Here is an 18,451-nt window from a genome sequence, read left to right as displayed (position 1 = left end):
GCCAAAAGTCTAATTGCATAGTAAAAATTAATAAATTTTTTTGTAATCTGGGCGTCAAGTCTGTTGGCAGGATGCGGTGCTTGCGGCAAAGCGCTGTTTCCTGTATGATGGGGGCGGGGTGAGCGATATGAGAGACCAATACCGCGCTCTGGTTGGGACGCGGCTGTTTGAGCACATCAGCGGGGAGGAGCTCTCCGCCATGCTGGAGTGCCTGGGCGCGCGGGAGCGCATCTGCCGGAAGGGCGAATTCATCGTCCTGGAGGGGGATGTGCTGGACTGCATCGGCGCCGTGGTGGAGGGGAGCGTCCAGATGCGCAAGGAGGACGTCTGGGGCGGCAGCTCCATCCTGGCGGTGGTCGGCCCCGGCGAGGTCTTCGGGGAGAGCATCGTCTGCGGCGGGCTGGACCGGAGCGTGGTGTCCTTTCTGGCCGGCGCGGACACAAGGGTGCTCCTGCTCTCCTTCCGCCGGGTGCTGTGTACGTGCAGCCGCTCCTGCCGGTTCCACCACCGGCTGGTGGAGAATATGGTGGGCCTCATCGCCGCCAAGAACGTCCAGCTCATGGAAAAGCTGGAGATCACGTCAAAAAAGAGCATCCGTGAGCGGGTGCTGACCTGGTGCTCCCAGCAGGCGCAGCGGTCCGGATCGCCCCGGTTCACGTCGGAGCTGGGGCGGGTGGAGCTGGCGGACTACCTCTGTGTGGACCGCTCCGCCCTCACCCGCGAGCTCTCCCGGATGAAGGGGGAGGGACTTCTGGACTATGAGCGGAACAGCTTCCGGCTGATACGGGATAACTGAAGAGACGAAAAAGCCCGCCGGTTCCGGCGGGCTTTAATAAAAAATATTGATATGTTGCAGATGCAACATGCAAAGCACCCCAGGCGCCGTTATACTGCTGTCAGAGATGAACACAGGCCTTACACGGCGCGGGCGGCTGCGCCCGGACAGCCGAAATACGGAAAAGGGGACGATCAAGATGGATAATCAGATGTTTTGCTACCAGTGCCAGGAGACCGCCGGGTGTTCCGGCTGCACCCGGTCAGGGGTCTGCGGCAAGACCCCCGGGGTCGCCGCCGCCCAGGATCTGCTGGTCTGGCTCACCAAGGGGCTGGCCCAGACGGCCGTCCGCCTGCGGGCGGAGGAGGGGAGGGTCCCCCGCGAGGCGGACCGGCTGGTGGGGTTCAATCTCTTTGTCACCATCACCAACGCCAACTTCGACGAGGCGGCCATCCTGGGCCGCTGCCGGGAGACCATCCGCATACGGGATGGTCTGGCCGCGGAGCTGGAGGAGCGGAGCGGGCTACACGAGGCTGCCCGCTGGGACGATATGGACCACTGGATGGAAAAGGCCCGGGCGGTGGGCGTCCTCTCCACGGAGGATGAGGACATCCGCAGCCTCCGGGAGCTCATCACCTACGGCCTCAAGGGGATGGCGGCCTACCTCCTCCACGCCGCCGTCCTGGGCGTGGAGGACGCCGCGGTCGACGCGTTCCTCCAGCGTGCCCTGGCCGCCACGCTGGACGATACCCTCACCGCAGACGCCCTGGTGGCCCTCACCCTGGAGGCGGGGAAGTACGGCGTGGAGGCCATGGCCCTGCTGGACGGGGCCAACACCGCCCGGTACGGCAGCCCGGAGATCACCTCCGTGGAGCTGGGCGTAAGGGATCACCCCGGCATTCTGGTCTCCGGCCACGACCTCCGCGACCTGGAGCAGCTCCTGGAGCAGGCGGCGGGGACGGGGGTGGACGTCTACACCCATTCGGAGATGCTCCCCGCCCACTACTATCCCGCGTTCAAGAAGTATCCCCACTTCGCGGGCAACTACGGCAGCGCCTGGTGGAGGCAGAAGGAGGAGTTCGAGGCCTTCAACGGTCCCGTCCTGCTGACCACCAACTGTCTCGTGCCCCCCAAGGGGAGCTATATGAGCCGGGTCTGGACCACCGGCGCGGCGGGCTTCCCCGGCTGCGGCCATATTGATGAGACGGGCGGCGTGAAGGATTTCTCTGCCCTCATCGCCCAGGCCAAGACCTGTCCGCCGCCCACCGGGCTGGAGAGCGGGACCATCACCGGCGGCTTCGCCCACGCCCAGGTGCTGGCCCTGGCGGACAGGGTGGTGGAGGCCGTCAGGTCCGGAGCCATCAAAAAGTTCGTGGTGATGGCCGGGTGCGACGGCCGGGCAGGGAGTCGGGATTACTACGCGGAGTTTGCCAAGGCCCTCCCCGGCGACGCCGTCATTCTGACGGCGGGCTGCGCCAAATACCGATATATCAAGCTCCCCCTAGGCGATATCGGCGGCATCCCCCGGGTGCTGGACGCGGGCCAGTGCAACGACAGCTACTCCCTGGCCCTCGTCGCCCTCAAGCTCAAGGAGGTCCTCGGCCTCAGCGACATCAACGACCTGCCCATTGTCTACAACATCGCCTGGTATGAGCAGAAGGCGGTCATCGTTCTGCTGGCACTGCTGCATCTGGGCGTCAAAAACATCCACCTGGGTCCCACCCTCCCGGCCTTCCTCTCGCCTAATGTGGCGAAGGTGCTGACGGAGAGCTTCGGGATCGCCGGAATCGGATCGGTGGAGGACGATATGGAGCTGTTTTTCGGCTGAGGGCCCATCGCCTTGATACGAAGCGGGACCCCCGGCGGGCAGGTATGCCCGCCGGGGGTCCCGCTTCAGTCCGCAACTGGGATTTCTATGCGGATGCAGTACTGCCCTGCGTCCTGTACCGCCAGCTCATCCAGCAGGGGCTCCCCGTAGGCGCCGCCCGCGGCCTTCAGGCCCTGGGCATGGATAAATTCCAGCAGCCGCAGGTAGAGAGCCTCCGACTGCTGGGGATCGCCTCTGCCGTAGGCCACCGCATACCGCCCGGCCGGTTTCCAGGCATTGCCCTTTTTCCCCGTCTTGAAGTAATAGCGGTAGCTCCAGGCGAGCGCACCCGTGCTTTGCGTCTCATGATGAATCAGCACGCCGGACGGATACCCAAGGTTCACGCCCCGTTCGTTGGCGTATTCGTAGGCGAGGATGCCGCCCTCCTCCTCACTCGCGCCCTCGGGGGCGGGGGGGCAGAGGAAGATGCGCTCCCGCTTCCGCTCCTCAAGCAGGCAGGCGTCCGCCCCGTGACAGAGCGCGTCCCTGGCCATGCCGGCGTACATCTCCATAATTTCGCTGGTCTCCCGCAGCTTGGCGATCTCCGCCTGGATATACGCCTCCTGCCGGGCAAACAGCTCCAGCATCTTCTCCGGCGTGCGGCGGCTGGAGTATCCCCGGATATCCTCCAGTCCCACGCCGAGCAGCCGGAGGCTGCCGATGAGGTAGGCGGAGCTCAGCTGGCGGCGCGTGTAGTAGCGGTAGCCGTTCTCTCCCCGCGCCTCCGGGGAGAGAAGGCCGATCCGGTCATAAAATCGCAGATTTTCCCGCTTGATACCCGTCAGCCGGGAGAACTCCAGTATGGAAAGCTGCTTTTTCTGGCTCATATTCACCTCATAAAAAATTCACAAATCGGCTCTTGACATTAAAGCGACTTCAAGGTTTATTATACCCTTTGCCAAGTGAAAAGCAAGTATTGGCAGAGGAGGACACAATGAAATATTTCAAACAGTTTTTCCGCCGGCACAGGGGCAGGGCCGTCCTGGCCGCCCTTCTGCTGTTGGGGCAGGTGATGGGCACGCTGCTCATCCCGGCCCTCATCGCGGACGTGGTGGACCGCGGCATTCTCCGGGGGAACATGGACGCCATTCTCCGCACGGGGGTTCAGATGCTGGTGGTCGCGGTGCTGGCCTCGGCTGTGGCGGCCTGGGGGAGTTGGGTCACCAGCGACCTGAGCGCCCTGTTCGGCCGGGAGATGCGCTCCAAGCTCCTGCGCAAGAGCCAGGAGCTCTCCATCCAGCAGTTCGGCGCCGTGGGCGTCTCCTCCATGATTACCCGCAGCACCTCGGACATCACAAATCTTCAGCAGACCTTGGGCATGATGCTCCAGATGGCGGTTCCCGCGCCCATCATCGTGGCTGCCTCCACCGTGATGACCGCCATGGTCAGTCCCGTGATGGCGCTGATTCAGGTGGGCTTCATGGCCGTGCTGCTGATCGCGGCGGGGGTGGTGCTGAAAAAATCAAACGCCCTCTCACGGAGCATTCAGGTGAGGCTGGACCGCATCAACCGGGTGCTGCGGGAGGCCATTACCGGCGCGCGGGTTATCCGCGCCTTCGGCAACGAGGCCTATGAGGAGGAGCGCTCGGGCGGGGCCTATGAGAGCTACGCCGACAATATGATCCGGCTCAACAAGCTCTTTGCCGTGTTTATCCCCGTCGTCTGGCTGCTGATGGGGGCGCTGATAGCCGTGGTGCTTGGGATCGGCGGCGCGCTGACCCTGGGCGGGACGATGGAGGTGGGGCAGATTACCGCCGTCACGGAGTACTCCACCCTGACGATGGCCTACCTCATCATGGCGGCGTCCGCCATGACCACCCTGCCCAAGGCCCGCGCCTGTCTGGACCGCCTTCAGGAGCTGCTGGACATGCAGAGCGCCGTCGCCGATACCGCCGCAGTCCCGGCGGAGCCTGTGCACACCGCCGCCGTGGTGGAGTTTGACCATGTGACCTTCTCCTACCCGGGCGCCGAGGAGCCGGTGCTCCGGGACTTGTCCTTTACCATGTATCCCGGGCAGACCACCGCCGTCATCGGCAGCACCGGATCAGGCAAAAGCACCCTGGCCGATCTGCTCCTCCGGCTCCACGACGTGGGAGACGGCCGGATTCGCCTGGGCGGCGTGGATGTGCGGCAGCTCTCCCAAACGGAGCTGCGCGGCGCAATTGGCTGCGTGCCCCAGAAGGCGTTTCTGTTCAGCGGCACCATTGCCGACAACCTGCGCATGGGCCGCCCAGACGCCTCCGACGGGGAGCTGTGGGAGGCCCTGCGGGTGGCCCAGGCGGAGGATTTCGTCAGGCGGCTGCCCCAGGGACTGGGCGCCCCGGTGTCCCAGGGGGGCGCCAATTTCTCCGGCGGGCAGCGGCAGCGGCTCTCCATCGCCCGGGCACTGGTCAAGCGGGCCGACGTCTTTCTGTTTGACGACAGCTTCTCTGCCCTGGATGTGAAGACCGACGCCGCGCTCCGCAGGGCCCTGCGCCGGAGCGTGACTGCCCCCGCCAAGCTGATCATTGCCCAGCGGGTGAGCACCATTCTGGACGCGGACCAGATTCTGGTCCTGGACGAGGGGCGGCTGGCCGGCGCGGGTACCCACAGCGAGCTTCTGGAGCACTGCCCGATATACCGCGCCATTGCCGAGAGCCAGATGAACCGAAAGGAGGCGTAAGCCCTGTGAGCGAGAATGTGAAAAACAGGAAAAAGCGGACGGTCCGGAGCGAGGACATCCCGCGCAATACCAAGGCAGCCGTCCGGCGGCTGCTGGGCCGGATGGCCAGCCAGAAGAAGAAGCTGACCGTGGTGGCCGCCGCCACGCTGCTCAGTTCCGCGGCCTTTACCGCCATGCCGCTGGCGATGGGCTTGGGAATCGACCGGCTGGTGGCGGCAATCCGGACCTACGACGGCTCGTCCGGTATCGTTCAGGCAGCGTTGGGGGCCCTGGGACTGCCGGTGGCGCTGGTGGCCGCCGCCTTCCTCGTGAGCTGTGTGCTGAGCTACGTCCAGCAGTATATCATCGCCAGCGTGGGCGAGGAGCTGACCCTCTCCCTCCGCAAGGACGTCAGCGCCAAGCTGAGCCGCCTGCCCCTGCGCTACTTCGACACCCATAAGACCGGCGACATCATGAGCCGGGTCACCAACGACCTGGAGAAGGTCTCCTCCGTCATGCAGGTGGGGCTGATGCAGCTCATCTCCTCCGGCTTCACCATAGTGCTGGCCCTCGTGACCATGCTGGCACTGAGCCCCGGGCTCCTCCTGGTGGTCCTGGCGTCCCTGGCCGTCAGCATGGCGGCCACCGGCTTCGTCTCCACGCTGGCGCAGAAGGCCTATGCCGAGAATATGGCGTCCATGGGTGCGCTGACCGGCAAGGTGGAAGAGATTTACGCGGGCAACCGGGAGGTCAAGGTCTTTAACCAGCAGCAGGCTGTGCTGGAGGCCGCGGAGGAGCTCAACCGGCGGCAGTTCCGGGCGCAGCGCAAGGCCCAGTTTGCCGACTACGCCATCTATCCCGCCATCCGCCTGCTGGGGCAGCTGGGCTTTATCGCCACCGCCGTGCTGGGCGGCGGCATGGCGCTGGGCGGAGCGGTCACCCTGGGCACCGTGCAGGCCTTTCTGCAGTACGTCAACCAGATCTCCGAGCCGGTGACCGAGGCGGCCTATGTCATCACGTCCCTTCAGGCCGCCATCGCGGGGGCGGAGCGGGTGTTCGCCCTGCTGGACGAGGAGGAGGAAGTGCCCGAAGAGCGTGGCGGGGCGGAGCATATCACCCAGGGCCGCGTCACCTTCCAAAACGTGCGTTTTGGCTATACGCCCGACCGCATTCTGATGAAGGACCTGAACCTGGAGGTGCGGCCCAACGAGATGGTGGCCATCGTGGGTCCCACAGGGGGCGGAAAGACCACTCTGGTGAACCTGCTCATGCGTTTTTACGAGCTCAGCGGCGGCTCCATCTCCATCGACGGGCGGGACATCACCACAATGTCCCGGAGCGGGCTGCGCCGCCGCATCGGCATGGTGCTCCAGGACGCCTGGCTCTTCGAGGGGACCATTGCGGAAAATATCGCCTACGGAAAGATGGACGCCACCCGGGAGGAGATTGCGGCGTGTGCCAGGGCCGCCTGCTGCGACCACTTTATCCGCACGCTGCCCCAGGGGTACGACACCATCCTCTCGGGCGAGGCCTCCGGCGTCTCCCAGGGGCAGATGCAGCTTCTGACCATCGCCCGTGCCATGCTCACCGACCCCGCCATACTGGTGCTGGATGAGGCCACCTCCAGCGTGGACACCCGCACGGAGATGGAGATTCAAAAGGCCATGGCCCGACTCATGGAGGGGAAGACCAGCTTCGTCATCGCGCACCGGCTCTCCACCATTCAAAACGCCGATATGATTCTCGTGGTGCGCGACGGCGACATCGTGGAGCGGGGGAGCCATGCGCAGCTCCTGGAGCAAAACGGCTTCTACGCTTCGCTCTACCGCAGCCAGTTTGAGGCGGCGTGACGGGACATTTCATTCACGAGAAGGAATAGGGGCGGGCCAACGTTGGCCCGCCCCTATTCCTTAATTTGCATACTCCTAACCGGAGATTTCAAAAGGGTACAGAAAAGCCCTGGAATCTTACAATTCCAGGGCTTTTGCTGGTACGGCTGAAGGGATTCGAACCCCCGACCTACTGGTTCGTAGCCAGTCACTCTATCCAACTGAGCTACAGCCGCATACCGCCTGCCGGAGCAGTGCCCCGTCGACAGCTTATTTATATTAGCACAGGCGGAAATAAAATGCAAGCGTTATTTTCGCGAAATTGAAAAAATTTTGGAGAGCTCACTCCGCGTCCAGAGCGTCCAGCGCTGCGTTGGAGGGAATGGCCGGGTCGGGCAGGCGCTTATAGAGCACGGAGTCGAGATTGGAGAGCATGGAGGACTGGTAGGCCTTGAGGTCCTCCAGGGTACGGAAGGACAGATTGCTGTGCTGCATGGCCACCTGGTCGCCCAGGGGCAGGCTCTGAAAATAGGCGAGTGCGTCGGGGGAGAGGGCGGCGTGGTCAAGCATTGGGCTCGCCCTCTTCGATGATGCGCTCCAGGCAGGCCATCAGGTCGGCCATATTCTCCAGTCGGACGTCCCGCTCCAAAATCGCGTTTTTTAGATTGATGGGCATGGACTCAAACTGCGCCTTGATTTTCGGGCTGACATAGGACATATTTCTCACCTCGCGCTTAGTATGCCAAGGCGGGGAGAGAATATGTTTTAAAACGAATACAAAATTCATGTACCGCGGCGGAGCAGCGCCGGACCTTGCGCGCAATTTCGCCACGCAAAACGGGCACAAAAAAACACGCCCTTGCGGGCGTGGAGCTTTTGGTCTGTTCCCCGCAGGGGGCGATTGCCGCCCTGCGGGGAGACAGTGCTGTGTTGAAATAAAAGAGAGGGGAGGGAGGAGGTTTGGAAAACTGTTCTGGTATCCTGACGAGTATAGGATACCATACCTGAGATGGAAATGATGTACAAATTTATAACTTCCTATGAACGATTTGTGAACGATGAAAAACCCGTGGAAAAGATGCCCCGTTCCGGCAAAATCCCGCCCCTTTCGGGGCGGGACAGGGGGACTCAGCCGTCGCCGCGGGTCAGGTTTTCGGCGTAGTCCTGAAGCGAGGCGAGAGAGCTGACGCCGCCGCCCCGGCTGGCAATCTGCTCACGTACATAGTCGGGCAGCGCGGCAAAGTAGTCGTGGGCGGCGCGGTCCGCCTGGAGCAATTCGTCCAGGCCGCTGTAGTGCTTCATGATGCAACACCTCCGCGTCTATTGTTTGCGGACGCAGGGCGGGCTATGCCTCACGAATTTCATAAAGTGCGTTTAAAATGCGCCAATTCTGGGGGAAGCGGCGCATCAGGTTCCAGTAGCCCGCGCCGTTGAGACCGTACTCCGGGATGAGGGCCAGCTTGGCCCGGATGCTGCGGGCGTCCTCAAACCAGACCTCGTGAACCACGCCGTCGTTGCCGGTGTAGCGGAACCAGGGGGACTGGGCGTAGTCCGAGTACTGGATCTCCGCGCCGTACCGCAGGGCCAGCGTAACGGCGTACGCATTGGAGATTGAGGTGGCCCGGGTCTGGCCCTGGACGAAGGGGAGCGGCCAGTCGTAGCCGTAGTTGGGCACCCCAAGCCAAATCTTGTCGGCGGGAATTTCCGTCAGAGCGTACTCCACCACCCGGCGGACATTGGGCAGGGGCGCGACCGCCATGGGCGGCCCGTAGGTATAGCCCCATTCGTACGTCATGAGCAGGACCTCGTTGGCGGCCGCGCCCAGCTCGCGGTAGTTGTGGCCCTCATAGAGAAGCCCCGGCTGGTCGGCGGAAATTTTGGGCGCCAGGGCGACGACCACGGGATACCCGAGCGGATTCAGCCGCTCCGACAGAGCGCGGATAAAGGCGGCGTAGGGGAGCGCGTCCTCGGCAAAGACGAACTCAAAATCCACGTCCAGCCCTTGGTAGCCCTTGGCCTGCATGGTGGCCTGGATATTGTCGATGAGCGCCGCCTGTACATCCATATCGGTGAGGACCAGATGGGCCAGGTCGTTGGAGAAGCCGCCGTCCTCGGTGAGGGTGGACAGGTGCATAAGAGGGGCCACGCCGCCGCTTTGGGCCATGGAGATGAGCACCTGGTCGTCCAGGTCCACCAGGCCGCCCTCGGGCGTTATGCCGTAGGTGAAGGGGGTGAGGAAGGTGAGGTAAGGGAGGGTGGCCTGGAGCAGGCCCTTGTCGATAAAGGGGTAGGCATAGCCGTTGACCGATAGAGTCCCCTCTTTTTCGCCCCGGTAGGAGATGACCAGGGTCTGCCCGGGGTAGAGGGCGCTCTCCCCGCCGAGGACGGGGTTGTTGCGGTAAAGCTGGCGCAAGGATAGTCCGTACTGCCGGGCAATGCCGGACAGGCTCTCGCCGGGCCGCACGGTATGGACCTGCAGGGGAAATTGGATGACCAGCGCCTGCCCCACCGCCAGCCGGGCCGCGGAGGTGAGGCCGTTATCGATGATGATCTGAGACGCCGGAACGCCGTACTCCCGGGAGAGGGAGGACACGGTATCGCCCGCCTGAACTACGTGAATGACCATGGCGCGCCCCCTAGATGAGGGTGATGAAGTCGCTGCTGGCGTAGCCCACCACGCCGTCGAAGCGGACCAGGTACCAGCCCTGCCACTCGTTGATGACGGTGAGCCGCGCGCCGTCGTAGGCGCGGGCAATCACGGGGGCTGTGGGGTCGGGCCGGCTGCGAATATTGAGATAGCCCCAGCTCACGTCCACCACGGCCTGGCGGGGCGGCACGGGAGTGAGGAAGGGGATTGCGAAGTACTCGGTCAGGGAGAGGACGATATTCCGGGCGACGGGGTCCAGATTGCTTTTAATCCAGGCGGCGTCGTCTGGGTTGTCGTGGTAGCCCAGCTCAATGAAGACCGAGGGGGCCCGGACCCGGCGGACCTCGCCGATGGCGGTGGTACCCTCGGCCCGGACGTTGTTGGGCAGGGGGTAGATATCCTTCAGATTGTCCGCCACGATGTTGGCCGCGCGGCGGCCTTGGGTTGAGCCGGGGTAGTAGTAGACCACGATGCCCCGGAACTGGCCGTACTGCCCCTCGGGAGCGGCGTTGGAGTGGAGGGCAAGGTGGAGATCGTAATTGCCTGCGTTGGAGGCCCGGATGGAGGAGGCCGCCGTCATATCGGGCGTGTTGCGGGTGTACTGGATGCCGCTGGCGACCAGATAGGGGACCATGGCGTCCGCCAGGCGGTTCATCCACTCCTCCTCGGTGCCGCCGTTGACATAGAAATTATTCTCCTGGGTGGAGGGGGACAAATAGATAATGGGCATGGGAATACCTCCTTTTTGCCCTATCCTATGCACGCCAAACGGCATTTGACAGCGGAACTGTTTTCCAATAAAATCGTCTATAGGGATAAGGAACCAAAAAACAGGAGGTGTCAATCATGAAAATGCGCCGTCTCTTGCCGATCACAGCCATTCTGGTCCTGGCGCTCTGCCTGGCTGCCTGCGGGGCGAGCGGAGGAAACAGCTCGGACGCCGGGAGCGATCGCGCCCCAGCCGCTTCCGCCGCGCCCGTCCCCTACCCTGATTTCGGAGGCGGGGATATGACGGCCGAGTCCCACCAGACCCCCTCCGGGGGCGCCGGGGAGAGCAAGGTCTACACTTCTCAGGACGCCAAGCTCATCCGCACCGCATCCCTCACCATCCAGTCCACCGAATTTGACGCCGCCGTGACCGCCCTGGACAAGCTGGTGATCGAGCAGGGCGGATACTATGAGAGCGCCGAGGTGCAGCAGGGGGCCTATTACGACGCGGGTTCCGCCCGGTATGGCAGCTATGTGGTCCGCGTCCCCAAGGAGAACTATACGGCCTTCCTCAGTGCCACGGGGGGCGTGGGCCACGTGGTCAGCAAAAACGAGTCCACCCAGGATGTGGGCGAGGCCTATTACGATGCGGAAGCCCGCCTGAAAACCCTTGAGACCAAGCACGAACGGCTGCTGGCCCTGCTGGAGAAGGCGGTGACCATGGAGGACATCGTCTCCCTGGAGAACGCCCTATCCGATACGGAGTACGAGATTGACCAGTACAGCACCACCCTGCGGCGGTACGACAGTCTGGTGGGCTATGCCACCATCAGCATCACCCTGAACGAGGTGCTGAAGCTCACCGAGCCCGTCCAGGAGACAGCCACGCTGTCCGGGCGCATCGGCAACGCCCTCTCCGCGGGCCTTTCCGACTTCGGGGAGGGGCTGGGGGACTTTGCCGTGTGGATTGCCTACCACCTAATCGGCGTCGTCCTCTTCCTGGCGATTGCGGCGGCTGCCTGGGTCACGGCCGCCAGAATCCGCCGGAAACGCCGCGCGGGTACAGCGCCGAAGACGGAGGAGAGCAAGCCGTCTCAGGAGAAAAAATAAAGCCCATAATCTGTATAAAAGGCGCTCCATCCGTACGGATGGAGCGCCTTTTATACAGATTATCAGGCTGTTAGAAATTCTCCGCAGAGAAAGCCGCGCAGAGTTTGGCCCTGCGCAGACGAAGGGATAGAATGACTTATCCGTCATGCAGCGTTCCGTCAAAGAAGCACCGAGGGGCTCCTTTGACAGAACGAAATTATGAAGGCCGCTCATTCAGGCCGGCTTCCAGTTCATGAAGCGCCTGTTCCAGCTCCTGCGGCAGTCTCCCGCCGAACCTGGCGTAAAATGCGCGAATATCCGCGACGTCGTCACGCCAGAGGGCTTTATCGATGCTCAAGAGGTTCTCAAGGGCGGTCCTTGTCACACCCGATCCCTCCAGGTCGATGTCCTCCGTCCGGGGCAGGAGGCCTACGGGGCTCTCCACCGCTTCCGCCTCGCCGCCGCACCGGCGGAGCATCCACTCCAGCACCCGCAGGTTTTCACCGAAACCGGGCCAGAGAAGCTTCCCGTCCCCGTCTGTGCGGAACCAGTTGACATGAAAGACAAGCGGGGCATTATCCCCCAGCAGGGCGCCCATCTCCAGCCAGTGCCGCCAGTAGTCGGCCATATTGTACCCGCAGAAGGGGAGCATGGCCATGGGGTCCCGCCGGACCACGCCCACCTTACCAGTGGCCGCCGCCGTGGTCTCCGAGGCCATGATGGAGCCTGCGAAGACCCCGTGAACCCAGTCGCGGGACTGGTAGACCAGCGGGGCCACCTTGGCCCTCCGTCCGCCGAACACAATGGCGGAGATAGGAACGCCTGCGGGATTCTCATACTCGGGGGAGAGGCAGGGGCAGTTGGTAATCGGGGAGCAGAAGCGGGCGTTTGCCTGAGCCCCCTTTTCCGCGGACAGCGCCCCGTCCCAGGGGCTGCCCTTCCAGTCCAGGGCATGGCGGGGCGGGGTGTCGCTCAGGCCCTCCCACCAGGCGGTATCGTCGTCCAGGTTCTGGGCCGTATTGGTGAAGAGGGTGTCCCGGCTGACGGTGGCCAGAATATTGGGGCCGGTTTTGGGGCTGACGCCGGGAATCACCCCCAGGTAGCCGTTTTCCGGGTTCATGGCCCAGAGACGGCCGTCCGGCCCCACCCGGAGCCAGGCGATGTCGTCCCCCACACACCAGATCTTCCAGCCCTGTGCCCGGTAGCGCTCGGGAGGCGTCAGCATCGCCAGGTCGGTCTTGCCGCAGGCGGAGGGGAAGGCGGCGGCCAGATAGCGGACCTCGCCCCTGGGGTTTTCGACCCCCAGGATGAGCATATGCTCGGCCAGCCAGCCCTGACTGCGGCCCTGGACGGAGGCGATGCGCAGGGAGAAGCATTTTTTGCACAGAAGGGCGTTGCCGCCATAGTCGGAGTTGACGCTCATGATGGTGTTGTCCTGGGGAAAGTGGGCGATGTAACGGCGGTCGGGGTCAATATCCGCCTTGGCGTGGAGGCATTTTACATACTCGCCGGTGTCCCCCAGAGCGTCCAGCACCGGCCTGCCGAAGCGGGTCATGATGGCCATGCTGAGGACCACGTAGAGGGAGTCGGTAAGCTCCACGCCGTACCGGGCGAAGGGGGAGTCCACCACGCCCATGGAGTAGGGGATGACGTACATGGTGCGGCCCCTCATACAGCCGTCATAGAGCGGCCTGAGCAGTGCGCGCATCTCGTCCGGGGCCATCCAGTGGTTGGTGGGGCCGGCGTCCTCCTCGCGCTCGCAACAGATGAAGGTGCGCCCCTCCACCCGGGCCACGTCGCTAACCTCCGTGCGGTGGAGCCAGCAGCCGGGCTGCTTGTCCCCGTTGAGCTCAAGCAGCTCGCCGGTGGAGACGGCCTGGGCCCGCAGAGCGTTCAGCTGGGCTTTGGAGCCGTCTATCCAGACAATGTTATCCGGGCGGGTCAGCGCGGCCTGCGCCGCAACCCAGCTTAGCAATTCCTGGTGTCTCGTCAGTTCCATGGGTCTGTTTTCCTCCTCAATCTGTTCCATTTGCAAGCAGCTCGCCCAGCCGGGCGGCGACGGCGGCAAACTCCGGGATGCCCAGCCGCTCGCCCCGCACGTCGGCGCTCAGCCCGCAGGAGGTAATGACCTCCCGCAGGGCTTCCTTGTCGAGGCGGCTTCCGTAGGCGGAGGAGAGGCCGTTGAGCAGGGTCTTCCGCCGCTGGGCGAAGGATGCCTTCACGACCTGGAAAAAGCGCTTCTCGTCCGCCACGGGGACGGGGGGCACCCCCCGCGGGACCAGGCGGATGACCGAGGAGGTCACCTTGGGCGCGGGGAGGAAGCAGTCGGGCGGCACGTCGAAAAGCAGCTCTGGGTCGGTGTGGTACTGGCAGTACACGGAGAATGCCCCGTAGTCGGCGGTGCCCGGTGCGGCGCAGATGCGCAGCGCGACCTCCCGCTGGATCATCACCGTGATGGCGGAGAAGCAGTCCGCCTCAATGAGGGCGGTGAGGGCGGGGGTGGTAATGTTATAGGGGAGGTTGGCGCAGGCAATTGGTGTAAGGCCGCTGAGCTTGTCAGCGACCAGGGCGGGGATATTCAGCTTCATCACGTCGCCGGGGAGAATCTCCGTATTGCCGCAGCCGGAGAGGGTCTCCTCCAGAATGGGCAGAAGGGAGCGGTCCAGCTCCACGGAGACCACACGCCCGGCCCGCCGGGCGAGCTGGACGGTGAGGGGGCCGATGCCGGGGCCGATCTCCAGCACGCCGCTGGAGGCATTGGCGCCGGAGGCATCGGCAATATCATTGGGCACCCAGGACTGAATGAGAAAATTCTGCCCCATGCTCTTGGAAAAGCGGAAGCCGTGCCGCCCTAGGAGGGCCTTGATATCGTTGACGTTACATAAATCCATGTTCAATCACCTGATAACCCAGATTATAAATTACCTGAAAATCCCGCTGACTCTCTGTAAAGCCTTTTTCCTTTGCGGGAAACCCGGCGTCGAAGGCGGCCAGTTCCTCCCCGCCGGGGACGTAGTCGAACCCCTCAAGGAAGCGGCCGGAGACGCCGGTCAGCGCGCCGGGCTCCAGCTCCAGGGCCATCAGGCCGGGGAGGTATTTTCCGTCGGTCAGGGTGAGGCCGAAGCGCTCGCAGCCGTGGAAGCCGAAGCGGCCGTAGTACCGGGGATCGCCCAGGATGACCGCGGCGCGGTGGCCCAGGTCCTTCGCGGCCCGAAGGGAGCGGCGGATCAGCGCGGAACCGATGCCCCGGGCCCTGTGATCCGGGGCGGCGCAGACCGGGCCGAAGGTAATCGTGGGGAATTCACTGCCATCGGCCCGTACGATTTTGGTCCGGGAATAGGCGATATGGCCCACCAGCTCACCCTCCAGCTCGGCCACATAGCCCAGCTCGGGCAGATAGGCGGGGGAGGCGCGAAGCTGATGGAGGTAGTGGTGTTCGTTGCAGCCGGGCTGATAGAGATTCCAAAAAGCCTCCCGGGTCAGCACCTCTGCAGGGCGGTAATCTGCGGGGGTCTCGGGGCGGATGGTCAGTTGCATACGGATACCTCACAGTGTTTGATTTTATCAGTATAGCACAAATGAATGCAATGGGGCAACGGGAGGTGAAAAGAGCGGGCACGCCGCCGCGGACACATCAAAACGGGACGCCCATATGGGCGTCCCGTTGGCGCTATTTCTGCGCGCGCAGACGGATGAGGGTTTTCAGGTCCTCCAGAATTTCAGGTGAGGTGACCTCCACCATCAGCCAGCGACCGTCCCGGTAACAGCCGGTTTCATCGAACAGCTTTTGGGTATACGGGCTCCAGGTCTGCCGGAGGAGCTGCACCTCCGGGTCCTGCCTTTCGCTGACCACCACCAGGGCGGTGAAGAAGCCGTGGCCGGGATAGCAGGTGAAGAGGTTGCGGCCGCTCTTCCGATACTTCACGTTCCAGCCGGCCGCCATACTGCAGCCGCTGAACCCCACGCAGGGTGAAAGGCCCCAGTCCTGCTCCATATGACGGCGAAGCTCGTCCCAGAGGGGCGTATTGATATAGCTTCCAATCCCGCTGAGGTCCGGCTGGCGGCTGCGGGGATAGAGGGCGCTCCACTCCATGGAATCAGTCCTTTTTCCAGCGCAGAAGGGTTGGGAAGAAGGCCGCCATCCGGTCCTTGGCCTGCTCCGCCGTCATACCGGGGCTGGACTCCACCATGGGGCCGACACAGAAGTCGATCATCTCCTCCATGGTCATGTCGCCGGTAAACGCGCCGTTTTCATAGCAGTATTTGCAGTAGTGTTCGCTGGGGGAGCCGTCCTGCTCGGTGCCGATGACGCTGGGGTCACAGAGGGGCATACCGCAGGACTGGCAGAATGTTTGTCCGTTGGGATTCATGACAGATACCTCCTTTGAAGATGGCTCCATCATACGCCCAATACCCTGACATCCCATGTCAGGTTCTGCATTCTTTCGCCAAATATCCGCCGCCATTTTTGCCAGCCGCCGCCGGACAGCCGGCGGATCCAGCACCTCGGCCATGGCGCCGAAGGAGAGCAGGTACCCGTAGAGCCAGTTGTCGTCCGGGAGGGTGACGGCGACGAGCAGTTTCCCCGTGGGCTCGCGGGTGACGCAGCTCTCGTCGAACTCGTCGTAGACCCGGTAGGCCATGGCGGGGGTGAAACGGAGCCTGACCGTGACGCAGAAGGGGCAGGGCTCGCCGCTGTTCTCGATGGGCGGGGGAGAGAGGGGGCGGCTGAACCGCTCGTCCAGGACGGAGAGCTTGAGGATGCGGCTGACCTTGAAGGTGCGGTAGTCCTCCTTCTCCGTGCAGTAGGCCTGGAGGTACCAGGACTGGCCCTTGAAGACCAGCCGGGCGGGGAGAACCCGCCGGTCGGTGGTGAGGCCGTAGGAGCTCACGTAGGTGAAGGCGGCCGCCCGCCGGTCCAGTATGGCGGTCTTCAGGGCCTCGAATTTCCGCTGGTCGGCCTCGACGCTGCCCCAGCGGGAGAGGTCCACCTGGAGCCAGTCGGTCTCCCGCCGGCGGAAGAGGCCGGAGAGCTTGGCCAGGGTCTCGTCCGCGCCCGCCCGGGCCGCCTCGGGCAGGCTCTGGAGCGCGGTGAGAAGCTGGCGCTGCTCCTCCTCGGTGAAGGCGGCACGGTCCAGAATATAGTGGTCCATCAGCGCCACGCCGCCGCCCTTGCCCTGGGTGGTGTAGACGGGCACCCCGGCGGCGGAGAGGGCGTCGATATCCCGGTAGATGGTGCGCACCGACACCTCAAACCGCCCGGCCAGCTCAGCGGCGGTCATCTGGCGGCGCTCCAGGAGGAGGTATACAATTTCAAAGAGGCGGCCGGACGACATGGGTCACTCCTCCTGTATGTGCGCGCCCGTGGGACGGATGCGGGACAGCATGAGCTCGTCGATATAGGCGCCGTCCTTGACCACGGCCATCCTGCGCCGGCCCTCCAGCTCGAAGCCCAGCTTCTCATAGAGGTGCCTGGCGCGGTCGTTGTCCGCGAAGACCTCCAGCTCTACCCGGACCAGCATAAGCCAGTTGTCTGCCAGATCCAGCACGGTTTTGAGCAGGGCGGTGCCCACGCCCTTGTTCTGCCAGTCGGTATGGACGAAGATGCCCACGCTGCCCACATGACGGGTCCGGGGGTTGGCGCGGACCATCAGACCCACCGCGCCGATGATGGTGCCGTCCGCCGCCTGGGCCACGAAATGGTGATCCTCGTCGCCCAGACTGTCCAGATAGGTCTCACTGTCGGCGGTTCTGGAGGAGGGGAGGCCCAGAGTGGTTTCAAAAACACCGGGCATACGCCGCAAAGCCGCCAGCCCAGGGGCGTCTCCCGGCTCAGATGGCCGGATGATATAATCCATAACACTCACGCCTTTCGTACATTTGTTTTGTGAGTATATCACAGGGCTGAAAAAAAGACAAGCGGCCCGCGGGCCGCCTGCCTTCTTATGCCTAATAGGCGACGACGATGCCGCCGTCGTTGGCGTAGACGGTGCTGATGCCGCCCGTCTCGCAGATGATGATGTCACTGAACTGGCAGCTTTTCAGCGCCTGCTCCTTGAGGTGGAAGGCCCGCTCCAGGCAGTTGCAGTGGGCGATGCAGAGAATGCGGCCCTTGTGGTGCTCGTCCTGCGCCATGATGGAGAGCATCTTGCCCATGGCCTGCTTGACGGAGAGAGCCTGGCCCCGCTTGAAAATCTCTCCCTCGGGGGTGGCCCCCATGAGGAGCTTGATCTTCAGCGTGCCGGTGACGATGGCCTGGAGCGCGGAGAGACGGCCGTTCTTGCGGAGATTGTCCAGGTCCTCCAGCACGAAGAGGGTCTCCTGCTCGTTGATATAGCGGGAGACGCCGCTCACCACCGCATTGAAATCCATCCCGGACATGGCTAGCTCCCGGATTTTCAGTGCGATAAGCACCTCGCCCGCCGAGGCGGAGCAGGAGTTGAAGATGTGCACGCGCTTTTCCGGGTGGTCCTCCAAAAACATCATCCTGGCCTGGGCGGCGCAGTTGTGGGAGCCGGACAGGAGGGCGGAGAGGGTGACCACGTAGATGTCGTCCGCCCCGCAGTCCATGGCGTCCACGTACTGGGCGGGGGAGGGACAGGCCGTCGAGGGGGCCGTGGCGCTCTCCTTCATCCGCCAGAGGAGGCCCGACTGGTCAAAGGTGCTGTCGTCCACAAAGACGTCGCCGCCGACCCGGATGGTGAGAGGGACGCTGGTGAAGCACGCCTCCCGCAGCATGGCGGGGGTCAGATCGCAGCAGCTGTCCACAATAATTTTAAAACTCATATATTGCATCTCCTGATGTGATTTTAAAAATCAGATTGTGCATATGCTGCTATTGTAGCATGACCCGTCCGGATTGTAAAGGGAAAAAGGGAAAAGAAAGGCGGGAAAA

General features: G+C 63.5%; 18 protein-coding genes and 1 tRNA gene. 5 read left to right on the top strand and 14 right to left on the bottom strand.

What is annotated here, in order from left to right:
* The first annotated feature begins 127 nt into the window (after nucleotides 1–127).
* Both H8S62_RS02605 and hcp read left to right on the top strand, forming a co-directional pair.
* Nucleotides 128–796, top strand: coding sequence for a Crp/Fnr family transcriptional regulator (locus H8S62_RS02605; RefSeq protein ID WP_155146357.1), 669 nt, complete (start codon nucleotides 128–130; stop codon nucleotides 794–796).
* Nucleotides 797–974: 178 nt separating this feature from the next.
* On the top strand, nucleotides 975–2,603 hold the full coding sequence (gene hcp, locus H8S62_RS02600) for a hydroxylamine reductase (protein WP_186918380.1): 1,629 nt from the start codon (nucleotides 975–977) through the stop codon (nucleotides 2,601–2,603).
* A 65-nt stretch (nucleotides 2,604–2,668) separates the two neighbouring features.
* Here hcp and H8S62_RS02595 read toward each other — a convergent pair whose 3' ends face one another.
* A complete protein-coding gene (locus H8S62_RS02595) occupies nucleotides 2,669–3,469 on the bottom strand; it encodes a MerR family transcriptional regulator (RefSeq protein ID WP_155146361.1) in 801 nt (266 codons plus the stop codon).
* Between the two features lie 107 nt (nucleotides 3,470–3,576).
* On the opposite strand from H8S62_RS02595, the gene H8S62_RS02590 reads away from it, so the two are divergent.
* Nucleotides 3,577–5,304: an ABC transporter ATP-binding protein gene (locus H8S62_RS02590; RefSeq protein ID WP_186918379.1), complete on the top strand. Its 1,728-nt coding sequence runs from the start codon at nucleotides 3,577–3,579 to the stop codon at nucleotides 5,302–5,304.
* A gap of 5 nt (nucleotides 5,305–5,309) precedes the next feature.
* Entirely contained in the window at nucleotides 5,310–7,133 is a 1,824-nt protein-coding gene (locus H8S62_RS02585; RefSeq protein ID WP_341481004.1) for an ABC transporter ATP-binding protein, read from the top strand.
* A gap of 138 nt (nucleotides 7,134–7,271) precedes the next feature.
* Here the strand turns inward: H8S62_RS02585 and H8S62_RS02580 are convergent.
* From H8S62_RS02580 to H8S62_RS02555, 6 genes are all read right to left on the bottom strand, one after another.
* A tRNA-Arg gene (locus H8S62_RS02580) sits at nucleotides 7,272–7,348 on the bottom strand.
* Between the two features lie 106 nt (nucleotides 7,349–7,454).
* A complete protein-coding gene (locus H8S62_RS02575) occupies nucleotides 7,455–7,682 on the bottom strand; it encodes a hypothetical protein (RefSeq protein WP_155146367.1) in 228 nt (75 codons plus the stop codon).
* Nucleotides 7,675–7,830, bottom strand: coding sequence for a hypothetical protein (locus tag H8S62_RS02570; RefSeq protein ID WP_173023463.1), 156 nt, complete (start codon nucleotides 7,828–7,830; stop codon nucleotides 7,675–7,677). Before H8S62_RS02570 ends, H8S62_RS02575 begins: the two co-directional genes overlap by 8 nt.
* Before the next feature lie 410 nt (nucleotides 7,831–8,240).
* Nucleotides 8,241–8,414, bottom strand: coding sequence for a hypothetical protein (locus H8S62_RS02565; RefSeq protein ID WP_186918378.1), 174 nt, complete (start codon nucleotides 8,412–8,414; stop codon nucleotides 8,241–8,243).
* A 43-nt stretch (nucleotides 8,415–8,457) separates the two neighbouring features.
* Nucleotides 8,458–9,738: a LysM peptidoglycan-binding domain-containing protein gene (locus H8S62_RS02560; RefSeq protein ID WP_155146369.1), complete on the bottom strand. Its 1,281-nt coding sequence runs from the start codon at nucleotides 9,736–9,738 to the stop codon at nucleotides 8,458–8,460.
* 10 nt (nucleotides 9,739–9,748) lie between these two features.
* A complete protein-coding gene (locus H8S62_RS02555; RefSeq protein ID WP_155146371.1) occupies nucleotides 9,749–10,489 on the bottom strand; it encodes an N-acetylmuramoyl-L-alanine amidase in 741 nt (246 codons plus the stop codon).
* Between the two features lie 116 nt (nucleotides 10,490–10,605).
* Here H8S62_RS02555 and H8S62_RS02550 point away from each other — a divergent pair, with 116 nt between their 5' ends.
* A complete protein-coding gene (locus tag H8S62_RS02550) occupies nucleotides 10,606–11,577 on the top strand; it encodes a DUF4349 domain-containing protein (RefSeq protein ID WP_186918377.1) in 972 nt (323 codons plus the stop codon).
* Between the two features lie 196 nt (nucleotides 11,578–11,773).
* Here H8S62_RS02550 and H8S62_RS02545 read toward each other — a convergent pair whose 3' ends face one another.
* From H8S62_RS02545 to H8S62_RS02515, 7 genes are all read right to left on the bottom strand, one after another.
* Nucleotides 11,774–13,585, bottom strand: a complete 1,812-nt coding sequence (locus H8S62_RS02545; protein ID WP_186918376.1) for a phosphoenolpyruvate carboxykinase (GTP) — start codon at nucleotides 13,583–13,585, stop codon at nucleotides 11,774–11,776.
* Entirely contained in the window at nucleotides 13,572–14,447 is an 876-nt protein-coding gene (rsmA, locus tag H8S62_RS02540) for a 16S rRNA (adenine(1518)-N(6)/adenine(1519)-N(6))-dimethyltransferase RsmA (RefSeq protein WP_186918375.1), read from the bottom strand. The genes H8S62_RS02545 and rsmA overlap by 14 nt, the downstream gene beginning before the upstream one ends.
* Nucleotides 14,434–15,093, bottom strand: a complete 660-nt coding sequence (locus tag H8S62_RS02535) for a GNAT family N-acetyltransferase (RefSeq protein ID WP_186918374.1) — start codon at nucleotides 15,091–15,093, stop codon at nucleotides 14,434–14,436. The genes rsmA and H8S62_RS02535 overlap by 14 nt, the downstream gene beginning before the upstream one ends.
* A gap of 133 nt (nucleotides 15,094–15,226) precedes the next feature.
* Complete coding sequence (locus H8S62_RS02530; protein WP_155146382.1) at nucleotides 15,227–15,649, bottom strand: DUF3788 domain-containing protein; 423 nt, start codon at nucleotides 15,647–15,649, stop codon at nucleotides 15,227–15,229.
* 4 nt (nucleotides 15,650–15,653) lie between these two features.
* Nucleotides 15,654–16,892, bottom strand: coding sequence for a zinc ribbon domain-containing protein (locus tag H8S62_RS02525; protein WP_186918373.1), 1,239 nt, complete (start codon nucleotides 16,890–16,892; stop codon nucleotides 15,654–15,656).
* A 3-nt stretch (nucleotides 16,893–16,895) separates the two neighbouring features.
* Nucleotides 16,896–17,414 carry a GNAT family N-acetyltransferase gene (locus H8S62_RS02520; RefSeq protein ID WP_155146385.1) on the bottom strand — a complete coding sequence of 173 codons (519 nt, stop codon included), beginning with the start codon at nucleotides 17,412–17,414 and terminating at the stop codon, nucleotides 16,896–16,898.
* Nucleotides 17,415–17,505: 91 nt separating this feature from the next.
* Complete coding sequence (locus tag H8S62_RS02515; protein WP_186918372.1) at nucleotides 17,506–18,342, bottom strand: DegV family protein; 837 nt, start codon at nucleotides 18,340–18,342, stop codon at nucleotides 17,506–17,508.
* Nucleotides 18,343–18,451: the final 109 nt, after the last annotated feature.

Source organism: Lawsonibacter faecis (assembly GCF_014287675.1).
In the GTDB taxonomy this organism is placed as follows: Bacteria; Bacillota; Clostridia; order Oscillospirales; family Oscillospiraceae; genus Pseudoflavonifractor; species Pseudoflavonifractor faecis.
Note: the sequence above shows the minus strand (reverse complement) of the source record. Positions and strands in the feature narration are given on the sequence as shown.

Coding starts and splice junctions, on each gene's coding strand:
- H8S62_RS02595 (WP_155146361.1), bottom strand. CDS start 3,469: ATGAGCCAGAAAAAGCAGCTTTCCATACTGGAGTTCTCCCGGCTGACG.
- H8S62_RS02525 (WP_186918373.1), bottom strand. CDS start 16,892: ATGTCGTCCGGCCGCCTCTTTGAAATTGTATACCTCCTCCTGGAGCGC.
- H8S62_RS02535 (WP_186918374.1), bottom strand. CDS start 15,093: ATGCAACTGACCATCCGCCCCGAGACCCCCGCAGATTACCGCCCTGCA.
- H8S62_RS02565 (WP_186918378.1), bottom strand. CDS start 8,414: ATGAAGCACTACAGCGGCCTGGACGAATTGCTCCAGGCGGACCGCGCC.
- H8S62_RS02530 (WP_155146382.1), bottom strand. CDS start 15,649: ATGGAGTGGAGCGCCCTCTATCCCCGCAGCCGCCAGCCGGACCTCAGC.
- hcp (WP_186918380.1), top strand. CDS start 975: ATGGATAATCAGATGTTTTGCTACCAGTGCCAGGAGACCGCCGGGTGT.
- H8S62_RS02520 (WP_155146385.1), bottom strand. CDS start 17,414: ATGGATTATATCATCCGGCCATCTGAGCCGGGAGACGCCCCTGGGCTG.
- H8S62_RS02605 (WP_155146357.1), top strand. CDS start 128: ATGAGAGACCAATACCGCGCTCTGGTTGGGACGCGGCTGTTTGAGCAC.
- H8S62_RS02575 (WP_155146367.1), bottom strand. CDS start 7,682: ATGCTTGACCACGCCGCCCTCTCCCCCGACGCACTCGCCTATTTTCAG.
- H8S62_RS02515 (WP_186918372.1), bottom strand. CDS start 18,342: ATGAGTTTTAAAATTATTGTGGACAGCTGCTGCGATCTGACCCCCGCC.
- H8S62_RS02545 (WP_186918376.1), bottom strand. CDS start 13,585: ATGGAACAGATTGAGGAGGAAAACAGACCCATGGAACTGACGAGACAC.
- H8S62_RS02590 (WP_186918379.1), top strand. CDS start 3,577: ATGAAATATTTCAAACAGTTTTTCCGCCGGCACAGGGGCAGGGCCGTC.
- H8S62_RS02560 (WP_155146369.1), bottom strand. CDS start 9,738: ATGGTCATTCACGTAGTTCAGGCGGGCGATACCGTGTCCTCCCTCTCC.
- H8S62_RS02570 (WP_173023463.1), bottom strand. CDS start 7,830: ATGTCCTATGTCAGCCCGAAAATCAAGGCGCAGTTTGAGTCCATGCCC.
- H8S62_RS02550 (WP_186918377.1), top strand. CDS start 10,606: ATGAAAATGCGCCGTCTCTTGCCGATCACAGCCATTCTGGTCCTGGCG.
- rsmA (WP_186918375.1), bottom strand. CDS start 14,447: ATGGATTTATGTAACGTCAACGATATCAAGGCCCTCCTAGGGCGGCAC.
- H8S62_RS02555 (WP_155146371.1), bottom strand. CDS start 10,489: ATGCCCATTATCTATTTGTCCCCCTCCACCCAGGAGAATAATTTCTAT.